The organism is Paenibacillus sp. (assembly GCF_035645235.1).
GTDB lineage: Bacteria > Bacillota > Bacilli > Paenibacillales > YIM-B00363 > Paenibacillus_AE.
Map to the genome: position 1 here is coordinate 20,148 of NZ_DASQMZ010000030.1, position 18,875 is coordinate 39,022.

The 18,875-nt window shown below is 63.2% G+C and carries 20 protein-coding genes; 18 read left to right on the forward strand and 2 right to left on the reverse strand.

Translation table 11 applies throughout. The features are described 5' to 3' along the window. The first annotated feature begins 11 nt into the window (after positions 1-11). A complete protein-coding gene (locus VEZ38_RS02770; RefSeq protein ID WP_324891726.1) occupies positions 12-1,364 on the forward strand; it encodes a dihydrolipoamide acetyltransferase family protein in 1,353 nt (450 codons plus the stop codon). On the opposite strand, the gene prli42 is transcribed toward VEZ38_RS02770, so the two are convergent. Continuing rightward, positions 1,361-1,459 carry a stressosome-associated protein Prli42 gene (gene prli42 / locus VEZ38_RS02775; RefSeq protein WP_324891728.1) on the reverse strand — a complete coding sequence of 33 codons (99 nt, stop codon included), beginning with the start codon at positions 1,457-1,459 and terminating at the stop codon, positions 1,361-1,363. The two genes, VEZ38_RS02770 and prli42, sit on opposite strands and share 4 nt — an antisense overlap. A gap of 88 nt (positions 1,460-1,547) precedes the next feature. On the opposite strand from prli42, the gene VEZ38_RS02780 reads away from it, so the two are divergent. Both VEZ38_RS02780 and VEZ38_RS02785 read left to right on the forward strand, forming a co-directional pair. Further along, the gene (locus VEZ38_RS02780; protein WP_324891731.1) at positions 1,548-2,687 is read left to right on the forward strand and encodes a M20/M25/M40 family metallo-hydrolase; all 1,140 of its coding nucleotides are present in this window, start codon (positions 1,548-1,550) and stop codon (positions 2,685-2,687) included. A gap of 289 nt (positions 2,688-2,976) precedes the next feature. Beyond that, positions 2,977-4,974, forward strand: coding sequence for a beta-galactosidase (locus VEZ38_RS02785; RefSeq protein ID WP_324891733.1), 1,998 nt, complete (start codon positions 2,977-2,979; stop codon positions 4,972-4,974). Between the two features lie 11 nt (positions 4,975-4,985). Here the strand turns inward: VEZ38_RS02785 and mciZ are convergent, their stop codons facing one another. After that, the gene (gene mciZ / locus VEZ38_RS02790) at positions 4,986-5,279 is read right to left on the reverse strand and encodes a Z-ring formation inhibitor MciZ (protein ID WP_324891735.1); all 294 of its coding nucleotides are present in this window, start codon (positions 5,277-5,279) and stop codon (positions 4,986-4,988) included. Between the two features lie 83 nt (positions 5,280-5,362). Here mciZ and VEZ38_RS02795 point away from each other — a divergent pair, with 83 nt between their 5' ends. The 15 genes from VEZ38_RS02795 (at position 5,363) to VEZ38_RS02865 (ending at position 18,795) form a co-directional block, all read left to right on the forward strand. Further along, positions 5,363-5,926, forward strand: a complete 564-nt coding sequence (locus tag VEZ38_RS02795) for an NUDIX hydrolase (RefSeq protein ID WP_324891737.1) — start codon at positions 5,363-5,365, stop codon at positions 5,924-5,926. Positions 5,927-5,969: 43 nt separating this feature from the next. Continuing rightward, positions 5,970-7,130, forward strand: a complete 1,161-nt coding sequence (locus VEZ38_RS02800) for an endonuclease Q family protein (protein WP_324891851.1) — start codon at positions 5,970-5,972, stop codon at positions 7,128-7,130. A gap of 79 nt (positions 7,131-7,209) precedes the next feature. Then, positions 7,210-7,872 (forward strand): stage II sporulation protein M, encoded by a 663-nt coding sequence (spoIIM, locus tag VEZ38_RS02805; RefSeq protein ID WP_324891738.1) that lies wholly within the window; start codon positions 7,210-7,212, stop codon positions 7,870-7,872. 68 nt (positions 7,873-7,940) lie between these two features. Continuing rightward, a complete protein-coding gene (locus VEZ38_RS02810; RefSeq protein ID WP_324891740.1) occupies positions 7,941-8,405 on the forward strand; it encodes a Fur family transcriptional regulator in 465 nt (154 codons plus the stop codon). Positions 8,406-8,564: 159 nt separating this feature from the next. Beyond that, a complete protein-coding gene (locus VEZ38_RS02815) occupies positions 8,565-9,401 on the forward strand; it encodes an SDR family NAD(P)-dependent oxidoreductase (RefSeq protein WP_324891742.1) in 837 nt (278 codons plus the stop codon). A 28-nt stretch (positions 9,402-9,429) separates the two neighbouring features. Next, complete coding sequence (ald, locus tag VEZ38_RS02820) at positions 9,430-10,545, forward strand: alanine dehydrogenase (protein ID WP_324891744.1); 1,116 nt, start codon at positions 9,430-9,432, stop codon at positions 10,543-10,545. Positions 10,546-10,655: 110 nt separating this feature from the next. Beyond that, positions 10,656-10,889: a DUF4227 family protein gene (locus tag VEZ38_RS02825; RefSeq protein WP_324891746.1), complete on the forward strand. Its 234-nt coding sequence runs from the start codon at positions 10,656-10,658 to the stop codon at positions 10,887-10,889. 147 nt (positions 10,890-11,036) lie between these two features. Beyond that, positions 11,037-11,933, forward strand: coding sequence for a site-specific tyrosine recombinase XerD (xerD, locus tag VEZ38_RS02830; RefSeq protein WP_324891747.1), 897 nt, complete (start codon positions 11,037-11,039; stop codon positions 11,931-11,933). Between the two features lie 98 nt (positions 11,934-12,031). Continuing rightward, entirely contained in the window at positions 12,032-13,207 is a 1,176-nt protein-coding gene (locus tag VEZ38_RS02835; RefSeq protein ID WP_324891749.1) for a phosphopentomutase, read from the forward strand. A 25-nt stretch (positions 13,208-13,232) separates the two neighbouring features. Beyond that, positions 13,233-14,045, forward strand: a complete 813-nt coding sequence (locus VEZ38_RS02840; protein ID WP_324891853.1) for a purine-nucleoside phosphorylase — start codon at positions 13,233-13,235, stop codon at positions 14,043-14,045. Positions 14,046-14,069: 24 nt separating this feature from the next. Next, on the forward strand, positions 14,070-14,918 hold the full coding sequence (locus VEZ38_RS02845; RefSeq protein WP_324891751.1) for a purine-nucleoside phosphorylase: 849 nt from the start codon (positions 14,070-14,072) through the stop codon (positions 14,916-14,918). A gap of 3 nt (positions 14,919-14,921) precedes the next feature. After that, positions 14,922-16,265, forward strand: coding sequence for a pyrimidine-nucleoside phosphorylase (locus tag VEZ38_RS02850; RefSeq protein ID WP_324891753.1), 1,344 nt, complete (start codon positions 14,922-14,924; stop codon positions 16,263-16,265). Between the two features lie 233 nt (positions 16,266-16,498). Next, positions 16,499-17,374 (forward strand): ABC transporter ATP-binding protein, encoded by an 876-nt coding sequence (locus VEZ38_RS02855; protein WP_324891855.1) that lies wholly within the window; start codon positions 16,499-16,501, stop codon positions 17,372-17,374. Between the two features lie 10 nt (positions 17,375-17,384). After that, a complete protein-coding gene (locus VEZ38_RS02860; protein WP_324891755.1) occupies positions 17,385-18,182 on the forward strand; it encodes an ABC transporter permease subunit in 798 nt (265 codons plus the stop codon). Positions 18,183-18,201: 19 nt separating this feature from the next. Further along, positions 18,202-18,795, forward strand: a complete 594-nt coding sequence (locus VEZ38_RS02865) for a TetR/AcrR family transcriptional regulator (protein WP_324891757.1) — start codon at positions 18,202-18,204, stop codon at positions 18,793-18,795. The last annotated feature ends 80 nt before the right edge of the window (positions 18,796-18,875 follow it).

Here is an 18,875-nt window from a genome sequence, read left to right on the forward strand (position 1 = left end):
GGCCAATAAGCGTGAACGATACGAAAACGATCGATGGCGCCGCGGAAATCGCCGTGACGGTGCCGCACCTGGCGGAAAGCCTGGTGTCGGCGACTGTCGGCAAGTGGCTGGTTGCGCCTGGCGATTACGTGAAACAATATGATGTGATTTGCGAGCTCGTGACCGATAAGGTGACGACCGAGATGCCGTCCCCCGTGGAGGGCGTCATCGCCCGGCTGCTCGTCGGGGAAGGGGTAGAGGCGGCGGTCGGCGAGGCGCTCTGCACCGTCGCGTCGAAAGACGGCGCGCCTTCGATCGGCGCACCGACAGTCGAAGCGCCGGCGGGAGCGCGGACGCCGGGCGCGGCCGCGTCCGAGGCCGCCGGCGCGATGCGCCGCCGGTATTCGCCGGCGGTGCTGGCGCTCGCGGAAGAGCACGGCCTAAGGCTGGATGACGCGCGCCTCGTCGGCACCGGCCACGAGGGTCGCATCACGCGCAAGGACGTGCTGACGTTCGTCGCGTCCGGCGCCGCGGCGACCCCGGCCCCCGCGGCGACTTCGGCGCCTGCCGCGGCTTCCGCGCCGCCTGCGCAGGCGGCGAACGAGACGGAGATGCCGGTGCGCTCGACGGGCTTGCATCTGTCGCAGGAGCCGCGCATTCCGTCCATCGAGATGGAGAAGGGCGACGGCAGGGAATACTTTATCGACGTGACGCCGGTCCGCAGCACGATCGCAAGCCGCATGCGCCAAAGCGTCAGCGAAATTCCGCATGCGTGGACGATGATCGAGGTCGATGTAACGAACCTGGTAAACCTCCGGAATAAGATGAAGGACGAATTCATCAAGCGCGAGGGCGTCAACTTAACGTACATGGCGTTCATGCTGAAGGCCGTCGTCAACGCGATCAAAGATTACCCGATTATGAATTCGGTGTGGGCGGTCGACAAAATCATCGTAAAGCGCGACATTAACTTGTCGCTGTCCGTCGGCACCGAGGACAGCGTCATGGTGCCGGTCATCAAGCAGGCCGACCGGAAAAACATCGCCGGCCTCGCGCGGGAAATCGACGAGCTGGCGCGCAAGACGAGAGCCGGCAAGCTGACCCTGTCCGACATGCAAGGCGGCACGTTCACGGTCAACAATACCGGCTCGTTCGGTTCGATCTTGTCGCAGCCGATCATCAACTACCCGCAGGCCGCGATTCTGACGTTCGAGTCCATCGTGAAGCGGCCGGTCGTCATTAAGGACATGATCGCCGTCCGCTCCATGGTCAATCTGTGCTTGTCGCTCGACCACCGCATTCTCGACGGGGTCATCTGCGGCAGATTCTTGCAGCGGGTGAAGGAAAATCTCGAAAGCTTCGACGAATCCACCAATTTGTATTAGGCGCCGACCATGCTGACGCCCATAAGGATCGTAGACAGCAGCATCGAAACGAGGACCGCCCAGACGACCACCTTGATCCATACGCGATTGCCCATGACGGGATCACGCTCCTTTACTGATTCTTAAGAGGCGAAGAAGCCTGTACTCATTGTAACGCAACGACTTGCCGGGAGGAAACGGTAAATGGTGATGCAACAACGATTGATCGACGAATTTTTCGAGCTGGTCCGCACCGACAGCGAGACGAAGCAGGAGCGCGCCATCTGCGACTTGCTCATTCGGAAGTTCGAAGCGCTCGGGCTGACCGTCGAAGAAGACGACACCGCGGCGAAGACGGGCCATGCCGCGGGGAACTTGTTCGCGACGTGGCCGGCCACCCCGGGCATGGAGGACGTGGCGCCGTTCTTGTTTACGGGGCATATGGATACGGTCGCTCCGGGCAAGGGCATTCAGCCGCGCGTCGACGACGACGGCTTCATCCGCAGCGACGGCACGACGATTCTCGGGAGCGACGATAAGGCGGGTCTCGCCGCGATGTTCGAAGCGATCCGCGTCGTGAACGAGCAAGGCTTGCCGCACGGCCGCATCCAGTTCGTCATCACGTCGGGCGAGGAGAGCGGGCTCATGGGCGCGCGCGCGATGGATCCGGCGCGTCTCGATGCGAAGTACGGTTTCGCCCTCGACTCGGACGGCAAGATCGGAGAAATTTGTACCGCGGGCCCGACGCAGACGAAGCTTCGCGTCACGGTGATCGGCAAATCCGCGCATGCAGGCGTGAACCCGCAGGACGGCATCAGCGCCATCACGGTCGCCGCGAAGGCGATTTCGCGCATGCCGCTCGGCCGCATCGACCACGAGACGACGGCGAATATCGGCCGGTTCGAAGGCGGCGGCGAGACGAACGTCGTCGCGGACCATGTCGTGATCACGGCGGAGGCGCGGAGCCTCGTGAACGAGAAGATGACGGCGCAAATCGCGAAGATGCGCGAAGCGTTCGATTCGGCGACGAAGGAGTTCGGGGCGACGTACGATTTTCAGGAAACTTACTTGTATCCCGCCTATAAATTCGACGACGACGCGCCGGTCGTGCGCGTCGCGGCCGACGCCTTCGAGTCGCTGGGCATTCCGTGGAGCACGTTCCCGTCCGGGGGCGGCAGCGACGCGAACATATTCAACGGCATGGGCGTGCCGACGGTCAATCTTGCGATCGGCTACGAGCACATTCACACGCCGAAGGAGCAAATCCGGGTCTCCGATTTGGTCGGCGCGGCCCGCATGGTCGTGGCGATTATCGAGCAGTCGACGAAGGTGAAAGTCGAATAGCCCCCAGGAGCGCGAAACAGGATGCCGGGCCGAGGCCGACCGCGAAGCGGGTCGCCTCGGCTTTTTGCATTGCCGATTCCAAGGGGAGAGAAGGTCCCGGCCGGGGGAGCCTGTCGATTTGCGGTCAATGGCGCGTCCGACCTTTATGTTCGCGGGTTGTCCCTGAAGCGCTTCCAAGCGATAATGAAACCGATGCGATCGAACCGATGGGAACGCAGAAAACGTCTGCCTTTCGCTTTAGGCGAAAGGAAGAGGCGCGTCGGCTTTCGCGAGAACAGGAGGGAACTTCATGTTATACGGAGCATGTTATTACCCGGAACAATGGCCGGAGGAGCGTTGGCCGATCGATGCGGCGATGATGCGGGAGGCGCACTTCAACGTCGTGCGCATGGCGGAATTCGCATGGGCCCGCATGGAGCCGGAGGACGGCGCTTTCGATTTCGCTTGGCTGGATCGCGCGATCGCGCTCATGGAGGAGAACGGGATCGCCGTCATCCTCGGAACGCCGACCGCGGGACCGCCGAAATGGCTGATGGACAAACATCCCGACATGTACCAACGGGATATGTTCGGGCGGAAGAGAGGCTTCGGCGCCCGCCGGCATTATTGCTTTAATAACGAGACATTCCGGCGTTACGCGGCCCGGATCGTCGAACGTATGGCGTCCCATTACGCCGGAAGCGACCGCATTGTCGGCTGGCAGATCGACAACGAAATGGGCATGATCGATACCGCCCGTTGCTACTGCGACAGCTGTCTCGTCGCGTTCAAGGACTGGCTGCGCCGGAAATACGGCACGATCGACGCCGTCAACAAGGCATGGGGCACCGTCTTCTCGAGCCAGACGTACCGAAACTGGGACGAAGTCCATCTGCCGACGTACGCCGTACACCAGCACCACAATCCGGGCTTCGCGCTGGACTTCTATCGGTTCTCGTCCGATTCGGTCATTTCGTTCCAGCGGATGCAGGAGGAGCTGCTGCGGAAGCATGCGCCGGGGCATACGGTCACCACAAACTTAATGGGCAAATACAATCATGTGGACGGCTACGAGCAGGTGAAGGGGCTCGATATCGTCTCGACCGGCATTTACCCGAATTTGAAATCGACGCGCGTCGACCGTCCGGCGTATGCCGCGGCCGCCCACGACCTGACGAGAAGCCTGAAGAAATCGAATTTCTGGATTCTCGAGCACCAGAGCGGGGCGCCCGGCGCGGTGACGACGGGTCCGACGCCGGTGCCCGGCGAGATGCGGCGGTGGACGCTGCAATCGGTCGCGCACGGCGCGGACGCGATCGTGTATTTCCGGTGGCGGACGTTGAACGTGTCGATCGAAGAGTATTGGCACGGCATCTTGCAGCATCACGGCGCTCCGGGCCCGCGGTACGAGGAAGCGAAGCAGATCGGCGCCGAGCTGAAGCGGCTTGCGCCGCTGCTCGCCCGCACGACGCCGAAGCCGCGCGTCGCTATCGTGCGCTGCCACGACAACGAATGGGCGTTCGAGTTCCAGCCGCATGCCAAAAACTACGAATATATGAGACACCTAGAGACGTACTATCGGTACTTCTTCGACCGGAGCATCGCGGTCGACATCGTCTCGCCGGAAGCGGACCTCGCCGATTATGCGCTCGTCGTCGCCCCGAATCTCATGATGGCGACGGAGGAAAGCGTTGAGCGCTTATACGGCTTCGTCCGCCGCGGCGGACGCCTCGCGATGGATTTCCGGGCCGGCGCGAAGGAGCTCGACAATTCGATCTCGCTGAAGAAGCTGCCGGGCGCGTTCCGCGAGCTGCTGGGCATCGAGATCGAAACGTACGGCGTCCTCGAGGAGGATTTGCCGAACCGGCTGCGTTTCGTCGAGGACGGACGGGTAACGGCGGCGAACGTCTGGTTCGACGCGGTCGAGCCGATCGAAGCCGAACCGATCGTCGTCTACGCCGATCGTTACCTCGCGGGCGTTCCGGCCGCGACGCGGCGCGCGTACGGCGAAGGCGCGGCGTATTATATCGGCACGGAGCCGGACGCGGCAGGGCTCGCGATCCTCATGGACCGGATTTGCCGGGAAGCCGGCGTGGAGCCGACGCTGCCCGATCTGCCGAGCGGGGTGGAAGCCGCGGCGCGCGTCGGCGACGACGGCGGCGAAATCGTCTTCGTCCTCAATCATGCCGACGACGCAAAGAAGCTGCCGTTGCCGGCAGCTTACGAGGACTTGCTAACGGACGCGACGGTGCAAGGCGTCGTCGAGCTCGCGCCGCAGCAGGCGATGGCGCTTCGCCGGCTCGGGTGACGGACGCGGCCCTACGCCATCGGATACGCTCGATCGTCGTAGGGACGGCGTCCGGGAGCGACGGCGCGGGTCGGCGAAGCGGCGTCCGCCGTCCGGGCGGCCGGGGCGGACGACGCGCGCACCTCCGCGAACGCCGTCGCCGTCTCGCTCGGGGCGGCGGCGGCCGCGGCCGCCTCTCGGAGCCATGTTTCGAGTCTAGCATCCTCGCCTCCGCCGGCCTCCTTGCGCATCGAGCGAAGCCTCGCCCGAATTTCCCATGCCTTGCCGACCATCCGCAACTGTCGATCCCCGTAATATCCTCTCATTCGCCGCAGCGCATCCCTTCCGTGGTTTGGTATAATCACCCTATGCGCGCATGAAGCGGCTTATGCCGGGGAGGATATACCATATGGACAAGAAGAACATGGATTTTACGGAAAAGACGGTATCGACGAGACCGATCTTTCAAGGAAAGATCATATCGCTGCAGGTGGACGAGGTGACGCTGCCGGACGGAACCGCCGCGACGCGGGAAATCGTAAAACACCCGGGCGCGGTCGCGGTCATCGCGGTCGTCGCGGACAAGCTGCTCGTCGTCGAGCAATACCGCAAGCCGCTCGAGCGGCTGCAAGTGGAAATCCCGGCGGGAAAGCTCGACGGCGGGGAGGACCCGGCCGAGGCGGCGAAGCGGGAGCTGAAGGAGGAGACGGGATACGAATGCGACCGCGTCTCCCTGCTTCATTCGATGGCGACGTCGCCGGGCTTCGCCGACGAAGTCATTCATCTGTACGTCGCCGAGGGGCTGCGTTCGGGGGAGGCGTCGCCGGACGAGGACGAATTTTTGAACGCGTTCGCGCTGTCGCCGGACGAAGCGTCGCAGGCCGTCGCGGACGGGCGCATCTGCGACGCGAAGACGCTGCTTGCCGTCTATGCGTGGAGGCGGTACATCGAGACCGGAACATGGGGAGTTTGATGCGGACTTGAACGAGAACGACGAGGTCGACGCGCTGTCGACGATGTACGCGGATTTGCACATCCACATCGGACGGACCGAAGCCGGAGCGCCGGTGAAAATCAGCGGCTCCCGCGACCTGACCTTCTACAATATCGCGAGGGAAGCGAGCGAGCGCAAGGGCATACACATAACCGGCGTCATCGATTGCCAGTCGCCGGCCGTACAAGCGGAAATCGAGCGGTATTTGGAAAACGGCGACATGGCCGAGCTCGACGGCGGCGGCATTCGGTACGGCGAAACGACGGTGCTGCTCGGGAGCGAGCTCGAGGTGAAGGATCCCGGCCGCGGACCGGCGCATCTGTTATGCTTTCTGCCGAAGCTGTCGGCGATGAAGGAGTTCACCGCGTGGCTTGCGCCGCGCATGAAGAACGTCTCCTTAAGCTCCCAGCGGGTGTACGTCACCGCGAGGGAGCTGCAGGAGGAGACGGTCGGACGCGGCGGCCTGCTCATCCCGGCGCATATTTTCACGCCGCATAAGAGCTTGTACGGCAGCTGCTGCAGTCGTATGGCGGACGTGCTCGAGCCGGACGACGTCGCCGCCGTGGAGCTGGGCCTCAGCTCGAACACGGCGATGGCCGACACGATTCCCGAGCTGCGGCGGCATGCGTTCGTGACGAACTCCGACGCGCATTCGCTCGGCAAAATCGCACGCGAATACAATGCGCTGCGGCTCGCCGCACCGACGTTCGCGGAGGTCGCTATGGCGCTGCGCGGCGAGGGCGGCCGGGGCATCGAAGCGAATTACGGCCTGACGCCGCAGCTCGGCAAATACCACCGCACCTATTGCGAAAGCTGCGACGCGCTCGTCGACGTCGGCGCCGCGTCGGACGTCTGCGCCGCCTGCGGCAGCCGCCGCATCGTGCGCGGCGTGTTCGACCGCATCGCGGTGCTCGCCGAAGGCGATGAGGCGGACGTGCCGATGCGCGAGCGGCCGCCGTATCGCGACCAAGTGCCGCTCGAATTCGTGCCGGGCCTCGGGGCGAAGAAGCGGGAGGCGCTGCTCGAGCGGTTCGGGACGGAGATGCGCGTACTGCACGAGGCGCCGGAAGCGGATATCGCCGAGGTCGTCGGCCCCGGGCCCGCCGCGGTCATCGCCGCGGCCCGCGCCGGCAAAGCGGTCGTCGCTTCCGGCGGCGGCGGCGCCTACGGGAAAATTCGCTGAATCTCTTACGCCCGTCATAGTTTCCTCCCTAGCTTCATATATTCGTATAACGAACGAAGCATCCGGAAGGAAGGGAACGATGGCGATGACGGGCGGATTCCGCGTGTATTCGAAAGAGCTGCTGCCGCTGTACGTGTTTGTTTGCATTTTATTCGTAATGGGGGTCGTGTTCGGAGCGCTGCTCGTGAACGCGTTGACGCCGCAGCAGAAGCTCGACGTCGGCCAATACGTGAACGCCTTCTTATCCGGCTACGCGGGAACGCCGGCGTCGGCGGACGTCGGCGGGGCGGCGAACGCCGTTTCCGGCAACGTGTGGGACGCGTTCGGCGCGCACGCGCGGTGGATCTTTTTCATATGGATCCTGGGGTTGTCGGTCGTCGGCGTGCCGCTGATCTTGCTGCTCGATTTTCTCAAAGGCGTGCTGATCGGCTTTACGGTCGGGTATTTGGCGGGACAATGGTCGTGGGACGGCGTCGTCTTCGCGGTCGTGTCGGTCGCGCCGCAAAACATGATCGTCGTCCCGGCGATCATCGTCGCGAGCGTCGCCGCCGTAGCGTTCAGCATGGCGCTCGTCCGAAGCCGGGTCATGAACCGGGGAGGCGCGATGAAGCAGCCGTTCGCGGCGTTTTCGATGACGACGTTGTTTTTGGCAGGACTGCTGCTGGCCGTCTCGCTCTTCGAGGTGTACGTCTCCCCGGCCTTGCTCGAATGGGCGGCTCCGATGCTGCTGAACGCCGTTTGACTTGTTCGACGGGCTCCCCCTATAATGAGTAGAAGAATTATAGAGTTGCGTGAAAGGGGGACTCGGCATTGGAGGCGCGCATCGAGAAGATCAAACAACAGCTCCAGTCGCAAGGGTACAAGCTGACGCCTCAACGGGAAGCGACGGTTCGCGTGCTGCTGGAGAACGAAGAAGACCATCTGAGCGCCGAGGACGTATTCATGCTCGTGAAGGACAAAGCCCCCGAGATCGGACTCGCCACCGTCTACCGTACGCTTGAGCTGCTCAGCGATTTGCACGTCGTGGAGAAGATGAATTTCGGCGACGGGGTCGCCCGGTACGATTTGCGCAACGACAGCTCGCACCACCACCACCATCACCTCATCTGCGTGCAATGCGGCGCGGTCGACGAGATCATGGAGGACTGGCTCGGCGAACTGGAGGAGCGGCTGGAGCGGGAGTTCCGGTTCGCGGTGCTCGATCATCGGCTCGACTTTCAAGGCATCTGCCATCGATGCCGGGAGAAGGGCGTGCAGGTGCCGAATCGATCGTAATTTCATAGGAACGCTTATCGCCCCGGGCCTGCGCTCGGGGCGTTGTTGTCGTGTCCGGCGCCGTTCCCGAAAGGCGTTTTCTTCGGCCTCGCACATATTTTCCCAAGCAAGAAGCAACCTACCTTTATTCCGATCATTCAGGGGAGGATGGGGTTACACATGGCGCTGAGTTTGTTTACGAAGGACGAGAAGGACGAAAAGCGCGCCGTCGCGTCCCGGAAGCGGCTGGAAGGAAAGGCGGCGATCGTGACGGGCGCCGGGTCCGGCATCGGCCGGGCGGCGGCGATTCGACTTGCGGCGGAGGGCGCCAAGGTGTGCCTCGTCGACTTAAAGGAGCGAAATAGCGCGGAAGTCGAAAAGGCGATCGCGGCCGCCGGCGGTGAGGCGGTCGTAACCGATACGGACGTGTCCGATCCCACGCGCGTCGAAGCGGCGGTGCGTACGGCGCTCGACGCCTTCGGGCGGCTCGACGTCGTGTTCGCGAACGCGGGCATCAACGGCACGATGGCGCCGATCGAGACGATGACGCCGGAGCAATGGTCGCATACGCTGACGACGAATCTGAACGGGACGTTCTATATCGTAAAGTACGCGATTCCGCACTTGAAGGAGAACGGCGGGAGCATCGTCATTACAAGCTCGATCAACGGCAACCGCAAGTTCAAGAGCTGGGGCGGCTCGGCCTACAGCGCGTCGAAGGCGGCGCAGGTCGCCTTCGCGAAGATGGCGGCGCTCGAGCTCGCGCAGTATCGGATCCGAGTCAACGCGATCTGCCCTGGCGCGATCGAGACGAATATCGGCCAAAATACGCACCAAACCGATGAAGTCGAATCGATCGAAATTCCCATACACTATCCTAAGGGCAGCCAGCCGCTCGAGCATCGGGCGGGGACGCCGGAACAGGTGGCGGATTTGGTGTTGTTCCTCGCGAGCGAGGAGTCGAGCCATATTACCGGCACGGAAGTGTATATCGACGGGGCGGAGTCGTTATTATAGGACACAACGAAGGAGGAGCAGACGGACGATGCGAATCGGGGTGCCGAAGGAGATCAAGAACAACGAGTTTCGAGTGGCGTTGACGCCGGCCGGCGCGAGCATGCTCGCCGCGGCGGGCCACGAGGTGATCGTCGAGGAAGGAGCGGGCGTCGGCAGCGGCTTCGAGGACGCCGACTACGCGCGGGAAGGGGCCCGCGTCGAGGCGAGCGCGGACGCCGTATGGGCGGCCGCCGATATGATTCTTAAGGTGAAAGAGCCGCTGCCCGAGGAGTACGGACGGTTTCGGCCGAACCAAATCTTGTTCACCTACTTGCATCTTGCCGCAGCGGGCGACCTGACCGACGCGCTGCTCGAGAAGCAAGTCACGGGCATCGCGTACGAGACGATTCAAACGGCGAACGGCGCGCTGCCGCTGCTGACGCCGATGAGCGAGGTGGCCGGCCGGATGGCCGTGCAGATCGGAGCGCGCTACCTTGAAGCGTATCACGGGGGCCGCGGCATCCTGCTCGGCGGCGTGCCCGGGGTGCCGCCGGCGGAAGTCATCGTGCTCGGCGGCGGCATCGTCGGACTGAACGCGGCGCGCATGGCGCTCGGCCTCGGCGCGAGCGTCGTGATCATCGAGCGAAGCGCCGACCGGATGCGCTATATCGACGAGATGTTCGACGGGCGCATCTCGACGCTCATGTCGAATCCGTACAATATCGCGAGCGCCGTTCAGAAGGCCGATCTGCTCATCGGCGCCGTGCTCATCCCGGGCGCCCGCGCTCCGAAGCTTGTGACCGAGGAGATGGTGACGCGCATGAAGAAGGGCGCCGTCATCGTCGACGTCGCCGTCGATCAGGGCGGCTCCATCGAGACGATCGACCGGGTGACGACGCACAGCGACCCGACGTACGTCAAGCACGGGGTCATCCACTACGCCGTCGCGAATATGCCCGGCGCGGTCCCCCGCACGTCGACGCTTGCGCTGACGAACGCGACGTTTCCTTATGCGCTGCAGCTCGCGAATCGAGGGCTGAAGTCGTCGGTGCTCGCGGACGAAGCGCTCGGGCGCGGCGTCAACACGCATGCCGGCCGGGTCGTGCACAAGGCGGTGGCGGATGCGGTCGGAAAGCCCTACGCGCCGCTTCAGGACGTGCTTTAACGCAGGGCCCCCGCGCGCGGTGCTGGCATAACCGCACGGACAAGGTCATATGGTAATCGTAACCGGAAGAACGACGAACGGCTTTGGGAAGCGGGAGGTGTAACGTCCTCATGATCGTGCCGCTAAAGCGATGGCTCCATCGCTTGAAATTCATCGTATTGTTCATCGCCCTCACCTACGCGATTTATCATGTGTTCGACGTCGTGACGGCTTGGATCGAGCCCGATAAATATCGGGAGCCGGGCGGCCGCGCGGTGAAGGTGTTTCGCCACGAGGCGGATGCCGCGCCGGCGTACGATTCGGCGTTGGAGCGGCTGCGGCTGTTTTATTGGTACGGCGAGTAGCATGGGGGAACGAAGGAAGGCATCGGCGGCGGGACCGCGGTGCCTTCTTTCGGTTTTACCGAGCGCGCGGGCAGGAATCGCCGGGCGGCGCGGCGAAGGAGGAAGCGTAACAAGCGGAATTTTTTACCGAATGGGGCTGCAATCCGAATGAAACAGCTGCTGCGGCAGTTTATCGACTATCTGGCGGTGGAGCGGGGGCTCGCGCGCAATACGCTGGACGCGTACGAGCGGGACTTAACGCTCTACCTTGACTACTTGGCGGCATCCGGCGAGACGGACCTCGCGGCGACGACGTCGCAGCACGTGCTCGGCTTTATGGCGGAAGGCAAGCGCAGCGGCAAAGCGGCGTCCACCGTCTTCCGTCGGCAAGTGGCGGTTCGGTCGTTTTATAAATTTTTGGCCGAGGAGCGCGTCGTGCCGGTCGATCCGACGTCGACGATGGGGACGCCGAAGCCCGGCAAGAAGCTGCCGTCGGCGCTGACGACGGACGAGGTCGAGCGGCTGCTCGCCGCGCCGACGACCGCGACGCCCCGCGGCGTCCGGGATCGGGCGATGCTGGAGCTGCTTTACGCGACGGGCATGCGCGTGTCGGAGCTGCTCGATCTGAATCTCTCGAGCGTCCATACCGGCATGGGCTTCGTGAAGGCGGTCGGCAAAGGGTCGAAGGAGCGCATCATTCCGATCGGCCGGATGGCGATCTCGTGCCTGAACGATTACGTCCTGTCGGCCCGCGGCCGGCTGCACAAAGGGCGCAAGGCGGAGGACGCGCTGTTTTTAAATCACCTCGGCGGGCGGATGACGCGGCAGGGCTTTTGGAAAATCGTTAAAGCGTACGCCGCGGAAGCGGGCATTCGCGCGGAGCTGACGCCGCATACGCTCCGGCATTCGTTCGCGACCCATCTGCTCGAGGGGGGAGCGGATTTGCGTGCCGTACAGGAAATGCTCGGCCATGCCGACATTTCGACGACCCAAATCTATACGCACGTCGCCAAGACGCGGCTGAAAGAAGTGTACGATCGGGCGCATCCGAGGGCGAAGCGGTAATCGCGGCGGCTTTGCATCCGCCGCCCCGGAGTGCGATAATGAAGCTTGCAAAGTATGGAATCATCTGCATCCGACGCAGGACGAAGGAGGAAGGCGCCTTGCGCACATTCGATAAAGTTTGCATGATCGTGCTCGACAGCGTCGGCATCGGCGAGCTGCCGGATGCGCCCCGCTTCGGAGACGCCGGCTCGCACACGCTAGGCCACATCGCGGAGCGGGTGCCGTCGCTCTCGCTGCCGCATTTACGCGCGCTCGGGCTCGGCAACATCGCGGACGTTCCGGGCTTGCCGCCGGTCGAAGCGCCGACCGGCCGCTACGGCAAGATGGCCGAAACGTCGGTCGGGAAAGACACGATGACCGGCCATTGGGAGCTCATGGGACTGAACGTGACGATCCCGTTCCAGACGTTCCCGAACGGGTTCCCGCCGAAGCTGATCGAGGCGTTCGAGAAGGAAACCGGGCGGCACGTCATCGGCAACAAGCCCGCTTCCGGCACCGACATTCTCGACGAGCTCGGCGAAGAGCAAATGAAGACGGGCGCTTGGATCGTCTACACGTCGGCGGACAGCGTGTTTCAGATCGCCGCGCACGAGGACGTCATCCCGCTCGAAGAGCTGTACGACGCTTGCCGCGTCGCGCGCCGGCTTACGCAGGGCGAGTACGCCGTCGGCCGCGTCATCGCGCGTCCGTACGTCGGCAAGCCGGGCGCGTTCCAGCGAACGAGCAATCGGCACGACTACGCGGTGAAGCCGCCGGCGCCGACCGTCTTGAACGGCCTGAAGGACGCCGGCCTTGACGTCGTCGCGGTCGGCAAGATCGGAGATATTTTCTCGATGGAGGGAATTACCGAATCGCTGCCGACCAAGAGCAACGCGGACGGCATCGCCAAGACGATCGAAGTCATGAAGAAGGATTTTCGAGGCTTTTGCTTCACGAATTTGGTCGATTTCGATTCGCTGTACGGCCATCGGCGCGACCCCGAAGGGTACGCGCAGGCGCTCGAAGCGTTCGACGCCAAGCTGCCCGAGATCATGGCGACGTGCACGCCGCGGGATTTGCTTATCGTCACGGCGGATCACGGCAACGATCCCGCGCACCACGGAACGGACCATACGCGCGAATACGTGCCGCTCCTCGTCTGGAGCCCGGCCTTCCGCGAAGGAGGTTCCCTGGGCGTGCGCGGTACGTTCGCGGACGCCGGGGCGACGGTGCTCGAAAATTTCGGCTTGCCGCCGATGGAGCATGGGACATCATTTCTTAAGGAGCTGACTTAATGTGACGCAATCCGCTGCAAACGGCATGATGGCGGCGATTCGAGAGGCGGCGGCGTACATCGGAGGCCGCGTCTCCGTTCGCCCCGAAATCGGGCTCGTGCTCGGCTCGGGACTCGGCGTGCTGGCCGATTCGATTCGCGACGCGACGACGATTCCTTATGCCGACATTCCGCATTTTCCGGTATCTACGGTGGAAGGACACGCCGGCGAGCTGTTGATCGGCACGCTGGAAGACAAGCCGGTGCTTCTGATGAAGGGACGCTTCCATATGTACGAAGGGTACGGTCCGGAGACGGTTTCCTTCCCGGTCCGCGTCATGAAGGCGCTCGGCGTGAAGACGCTGCTCGTCACGAACGCGGCGGGCGGCATCAATGCCGATTTTAAGCCCGGAGACCTCATGTTGATTTCGGACCATATCAATTTTATGTTTAAAAATCCGCTCATCGGTCCGAACGACCCGGAGGTCGGCGTGCGCTTCCCGGACATGTCCGAGGCATACAGCAAGCGGCTGCGAGCCCTCGCCCGCGGCGTCGGCGAGAAGGTCGGGGTAACGTTCCAAGAAGGCGTCTACGCGGGGGTGCTCGGACCGTCGTACGAGACGCCCGCCGAAATCCGGATGCTTCGCACGCTCGGCGCCGACGCGGTCGGCATGTCGACGGTGCCGGAGACGATCGCGGCGCGCCATTCGGGCATCGAGGTGCTCGGCATCTCGTGCATCAGCAACATGGCGGCCGGCATGCTGGATCAGCCGCTTTCGCACGCCGAGGTGATGGAGACGGCGGAGATGGTGAAAGAGACGTTCATCCGCGTCGTGCGGGGCATCGTCGCCGAGTTTTGATAGGGATAGGGGGCTGCCATACAGGTGTCTACATATTATGAGCAAGCGAAAGAAGCGGCGGACGCGCTCCGCGCGAAGCTGCAAGGCCGGGCGCCGAGCATCGGGCTCATTCTCGGCTCCGGCCTCGGCGATCTCGGGGACGACGTCGCCGACGCGGTCAAAATTCCGTACGATGTGCTGCCGCATTTCCCGGTGTCGACGGTGGAAGGGCACGCGGGACAGTTCGTCGCCGGCGAGCTGGAGGGAAAGACGGTCATCGTCATGCAGGGGCGTTTCCACTATTACGAAGGCTACGAGATGCGCAAGGTCGTATTTCCGGTCTACGTCATGAAGCTGCTCGGGATCAAGACGCTCGTCGTGACGAACGCGGCCGGCGGCATGAATCGGTCGTTCGAAGCGGGGGATCTGATGCTGCTGACGGACCATCTCAATTTGACGGGCGCGAATCCGCTTATCGGCGCGAACGACCCGCGGCTCGGCGTTCGGTTTCCGGATATGTCGACGGCGTACGACGCGGAATACCGAGCGCTCGTCCGCCGACTGTCCGAGGACGTGCGGGGAGAGAACGGCGAGCCGCTCCGCCTCGTCGAAGGCGTATATTGCGGAATCAGCGGGCCGACGTACATGACGCCGGCGGAGCTGATCATGCTCGCGCGGCTCGGCGGCGATGCGGTCGGCATGTCGACGGTCGGCGAGACGATCGCCGCGCGCCATGCAGGCCTTCGCGTACTCGGTATCTCGTGTATCACGGATATGGCGATCGGCGAGGAGCTCGAGCCGCTGACGCACGAGCAGGTCATGGCGGTCGCGAACCGCACGAAGCCGAAGTTCAAATCGCTCGTTCGGGCGTTCGTCCGCGAAGTCGGGGTGTAGGCGATGCGCGCGGTCGATCTGATCCAGGCGAAGCGCGACGGACGCGAGCTGACCGAAGCGGAAATCCGGTTTCTCGTCGAGGGATACGTCGCCGGCGCCGTTCCCGATTACCAGATGTCCGCATGGGCGATGGCCGTTTATTTCCGCGGCATGACGGCGGCGGAGACGGCGGCGCTGACGCTCGCGATGGCGCGCTCGGGCGATACCGTCGACCTGTCGGAGGTGCGGGGGACGAAGGTCGACAAGCATTCCACCGGAGGCGTCGGGGACACGACGACGCTCGTCTTGGCGCCGCTCGTCGCCTGCGCCGGGGTGCCGGTGGCGAAGATGTCCGGCCGGGGGCTCGGCCACACCGGCGGCACGATCGACAAGCTGGAGGCGATTCCCGGCTTTCGCGTCGAGCTCGCGCAGGAGACGTTCGTCGAGCAGGTGAACCGGATCGGCGTCGCGGTCATATCCCAATCCGGGAACATTACGCCGGCGGATAAGCTGCTGTACGGGCTGCGCGACGTGACCGCGACGGTCGAGTCGATCCCGCTGATCGCAAGCTCCATCATGAGCAAGAAGATCGCCGCGGGCGCCGACGCGATCGTGCTCGACGTCAAAACCGGGGACGGCGCCTTCATGAAGACGCTCGACGACTCGATCCGCCTCGCCGAGGCGATGGTTGCCATCGGCGAGGAGGTCGGCCGGCGCACGGTCGCGGTCATCAGCGGCATGGATCAGCCGCTCGGGAACGCGATCGGCAACGCGCTCGAGGTGCGCGAGGCGATCGCCGTGCTGCGCGGCGAGCCGGGCGTCTCCCCGGATCTCGTCGAGGTGTGCTTGTCGCTGGGGGCGCATATGCTGCTCCTCGGCGGCGCGGCGTCGTCCTACGATGCCGCGAAGGAGACGCTGGCGGCGAAGCTGTCGTCCGGCGAGGCGCTGCGAAAGTTCGCCGAGCTCGCGGCCGCGCAGGGAGGCGACCCGACTGTCGCGGACGATCCGGGACGGTTGCCGACCGCCGAACGCGTCGTACCGGTGCTCGCGCCGCGAGCCGGCTACGTCGGCGCCATTCGCGCCGAGGCGCTCGGAACGGCGGCGATGCAGCTGGGCGCCGGCCGTGCGACGAAGGAAGCGTCGATCGACCTGTCGGTCGGCATTCGGCTGCGAAAGCGGATCGGCGACCGCGTCGAAGCGGGCGAGCCGATCGCGGAGCTACATGCGAGCGCCGCGACGGCGGACGAGACGCTCGTCGCCGTCGCGCGCCGCACGGCCGAGGCGTTCGCCCTGCAGGACGAACGCGCGGAGAAGCCGCCGCTCGTCTACGCGGTCGTCACGCCGGAAGGCGTCGCGCGGCTCGCCTAACGCCTAACGTTCAACGTTGCATCCCTTCTTCGGAGGGGGTGCTTTTTTTTCGCCGCGAGTACAAAATTCCGCCTAGAACGGTAGAGGATGTTCCGGGAAGAAACTCATTTTTTATACCGATGGAGTATACTTTATTTCTAAATTTCAGTATAAAATTCGTTGACTTTCCGCAAATAATAAAACAATAATATACTTGTAATGATTAAACGGTATATTCGAGGAGTTGTTCCATGGTGCTCGCCATCGAAACGAAACGGCTGACGAAACGATACGGCTCCGCGAGAGGCGTCGAAGGGATCGACCTCGCGGTCGCGGAAGGGGAAGTGTTCGGCTTTATCGGTCCGAACGGCGCCGGAAAATCGACGACGATCCGGATGCTGTTAGGCCTCATCTTCCCGACGAGCGGGGAAGCCCGCGTCTTCGGCAAGGATGCGGTCGCGCAATCGAAGGAGGCGCGCCGCCTGATCGGGTATCTGCCTTCGGAGGTTCATTATTACGACGACATGAAGGTTGCGGAGCTGCTGACGTATTCCCAGCGGTTTTACGGAAAGCTCGACCGCGCGCGCATGCTGGCCTTGGCCGAGCGGCTGCAGCTCGACCTCGACCGGAACATCGAGGATCTCTCCTTCGGCAACCGGAAGAAGGTCGGCATCGTGCAAGCGCTGCTGCACGAGCCGAAGCTGCTCGTCCTCGACGAACCGACGGGCGGGCTGGATCCGTTAATGCAGAACGTCTTCTTCGAGCTGCTGGCGGAGGAGCGGCGGAAAGGGGCGACGATTTTCTTCTCGTCGCACATCCTCAGCGAGGTGCAGCGAATGTGCGACCGGGTCGCCATCCTTAAAGAGGGCCGCCTGATTCAGGTCGAATCGGTAGAAAATTTGACGAAAAACAATTTTAAGAAGGTCGCGGTCTCGTTCGCGGCGCCTCCGTCCGCTCCGCTCGAGCTGCAAGGGATCTTTAAACAAGAGTCGCATGGCAACGGGGTGCATCTGTTGTACAAGGGCGACATCGCGGCGCTCGTTCGGGCGCTCGGGGACTTGCCGCTGACGGACGTGCGGATCGAAGAACCGTCGCTCGAAGAAATTTTCATGCATTATTACGAGAAGTGAGGGAGATGCGATGATCGTATACGGAAGAGAGTTGAGACGCAACGCGAAAGGGCTGGCGATCTGGTCGGCCGTGATGTGCGGGTATATTCTTCTGCTCCTAAGCATGTATCCCCAGTTTGCGGCGGATCAGGAGGCCATGCAGCAGATGCTCGAGGCGTACCCGGATTCGCTGAAGCAGGCGTTCGGCATGGACGCGCTGAACTACGGGGACGTACTCGGCTACTACGGGGTGCAAATTTACATGTTTATTACGCTGATCGGCAGCATCTATGCGGCGATGCTGGCGGGAGGTATTCTCGTGAAGGAGGAAAACGAGAAGACGGTCGAATTTTTGCTCTCGAAGCCGATTTCGCGGGCGGAGGTCGTGCTGCAAAAGCTGGCCGCGGCGTTCACGAACCTGCTCGTCTTCAACGCGCTCATGGCGGCCGCAAGCTTAGCGGGCTTTCGATTGTCGAACGACGATGCGGCGATGAACGTCTACGTCTTATTCGCGACAGGGGCCTTCCTGCTGCATGCGGCGTTCGCGTCGATCGCGTTCCTGCTGTCCGCCGTCCTTCGCAAAAGCCGAAGCATCGTCTCCGCCTCGCTGGGGCTCGTGTTTTTCTCGTACGCGCTCCATATCGCCGCCGGCGTGTCGGAGCCGTTGCGCCCGCTCGCGGAGCTCAGCCTGTTCCATTACGTCGACGCGGCGGACATCGCGACGAACGAGTCGATCGAAGCCGCCTACGTCGCGGCAATGCTCGCGCTTTCGGCATTGTGCTTGCTTGGGGCGTTCTTATATTATAAGAGAAAGGACATAACGGTATAGTAGCGAGGGGCCGAGGCAAGTGAGCGAGTCGAAAACGAAACGGGAACGCGAGAAGCTGCGGCGCATCGTCGAGGCCGCGGAACGGCTGTTCTGCGAACGAGGCATTGCGGAGACGAGCATGGACGACGTCGCGGAGGCGGTCCCCGTCGCCAAGATGACGTTATATAAATACGTGAGCAGCAAGGAGCGGCTGCTGGATCTGGTGCTGGACGGGCTGATGGAGCGGGGCCGGAACGACTTTCTGGACATGCTGGAGCGTTCCCCTTCGCCGCTGGAGGCGTTCCAGCGGCTCGCGCAATACCGAGGCATGGACCACATGAACGGCGTCTTTATCCGCGACTTGATGCGGCTGTATCCCGAGAAGGGCGAGCGCGTCGTCGCGGAGCAGCAACATACGATTACGCCGATCATCGAGAAGCTGTTCTTCGAGGGCCAACAGCGGGGCCAATTCCGCAAAGATTTATCCCCGCACGTCGTGCTGTTGTTCATGATGGGGCTCAAGGACTTCGTCGCCCGCGCGGACGCGATGGGCGGGCCGCTCGATCTGCGGACGGTCGGGGAGCAGCTGCTGTCGATACTTTATTATGGCATCGTCGCGACGGAACAAGTATAATATAGACAAGTATAACGACGGACGATAACGTACGCCGCACACGGCCGCGAAGCACGCGCCGCTCATTCTCTGCGAAGAGA

Coding starts and splice junctions, on each gene's coding strand:
- prli42 (WP_324891728.1), bottom strand. CDS start 1,459: ATGGGCAATCGCGTATGGATCAAGGTGGTCGTCTGGGCGGTCCTCGTT.
- VEZ38_RS02780 (WP_324891731.1), top strand. CDS start 1,548: ATGGTGATGCAACAACGATTGATCGACGAATTTTTCGAGCTGGTCCGC.
- VEZ38_RS02785 (WP_324891733.1), top strand. CDS start 2,977: ATGTTATACGGAGCATGTTATTACCCGGAACAATGGCCGGAGGAGCGT.
- mciZ (WP_324891735.1), bottom strand. CDS start 5,279: ATGAGAGGATATTACGGGGATCGACAGTTGCGGATGGTCGGCAAGGCA.
- VEZ38_RS02795 (WP_324891737.1), top strand. CDS start 5,363: ATGGACAAGAAGAACATGGATTTTACGGAAAAGACGGTATCGACGAGA.
- VEZ38_RS02800 (WP_324891851.1), top strand. CDS start 5,970: ATGTACGCGGATTTGCACATCCACATCGGACGGACCGAAGCCGGAGCG.
- spoIIM (WP_324891738.1), top strand. CDS start 7,210: ATGGCGATGACGGGCGGATTCCGCGTGTATTCGAAAGAGCTGCTGCCG.
- VEZ38_RS02815 (WP_324891742.1), top strand. CDS start 8,565: ATGGCGCTGAGTTTGTTTACGAAGGACGAGAAGGACGAAAAGCGCGCC.
- ald (WP_324891744.1), top strand. CDS start 9,430: ATGCGAATCGGGGTGCCGAAGGAGATCAAGAACAACGAGTTTCGAGTG.
- VEZ38_RS02825 (WP_324891746.1), top strand. CDS start 10,656: ATGATCGTGCCGCTAAAGCGATGGCTCCATCGCTTGAAATTCATCGTA.
- xerD (WP_324891747.1), top strand. CDS start 11,037: ATGAAACAGCTGCTGCGGCAGTTTATCGACTATCTGGCGGTGGAGCGG.
- VEZ38_RS02840 (WP_324891853.1), top strand. CDS start 13,233: ATGATGGCGGCGATTCGAGAGGCGGCGGCGTACATCGGAGGCCGCGTC.
- VEZ38_RS02850 (WP_324891753.1), top strand. CDS start 14,922: ATGCGCGCGGTCGATCTGATCCAGGCGAAGCGCGACGGACGCGAGCTG.
- VEZ38_RS02860 (WP_324891755.1), top strand. CDS start 17,385: ATGATCGTATACGGAAGAGAGTTGAGACGCAACGCGAAAGGGCTGGCG.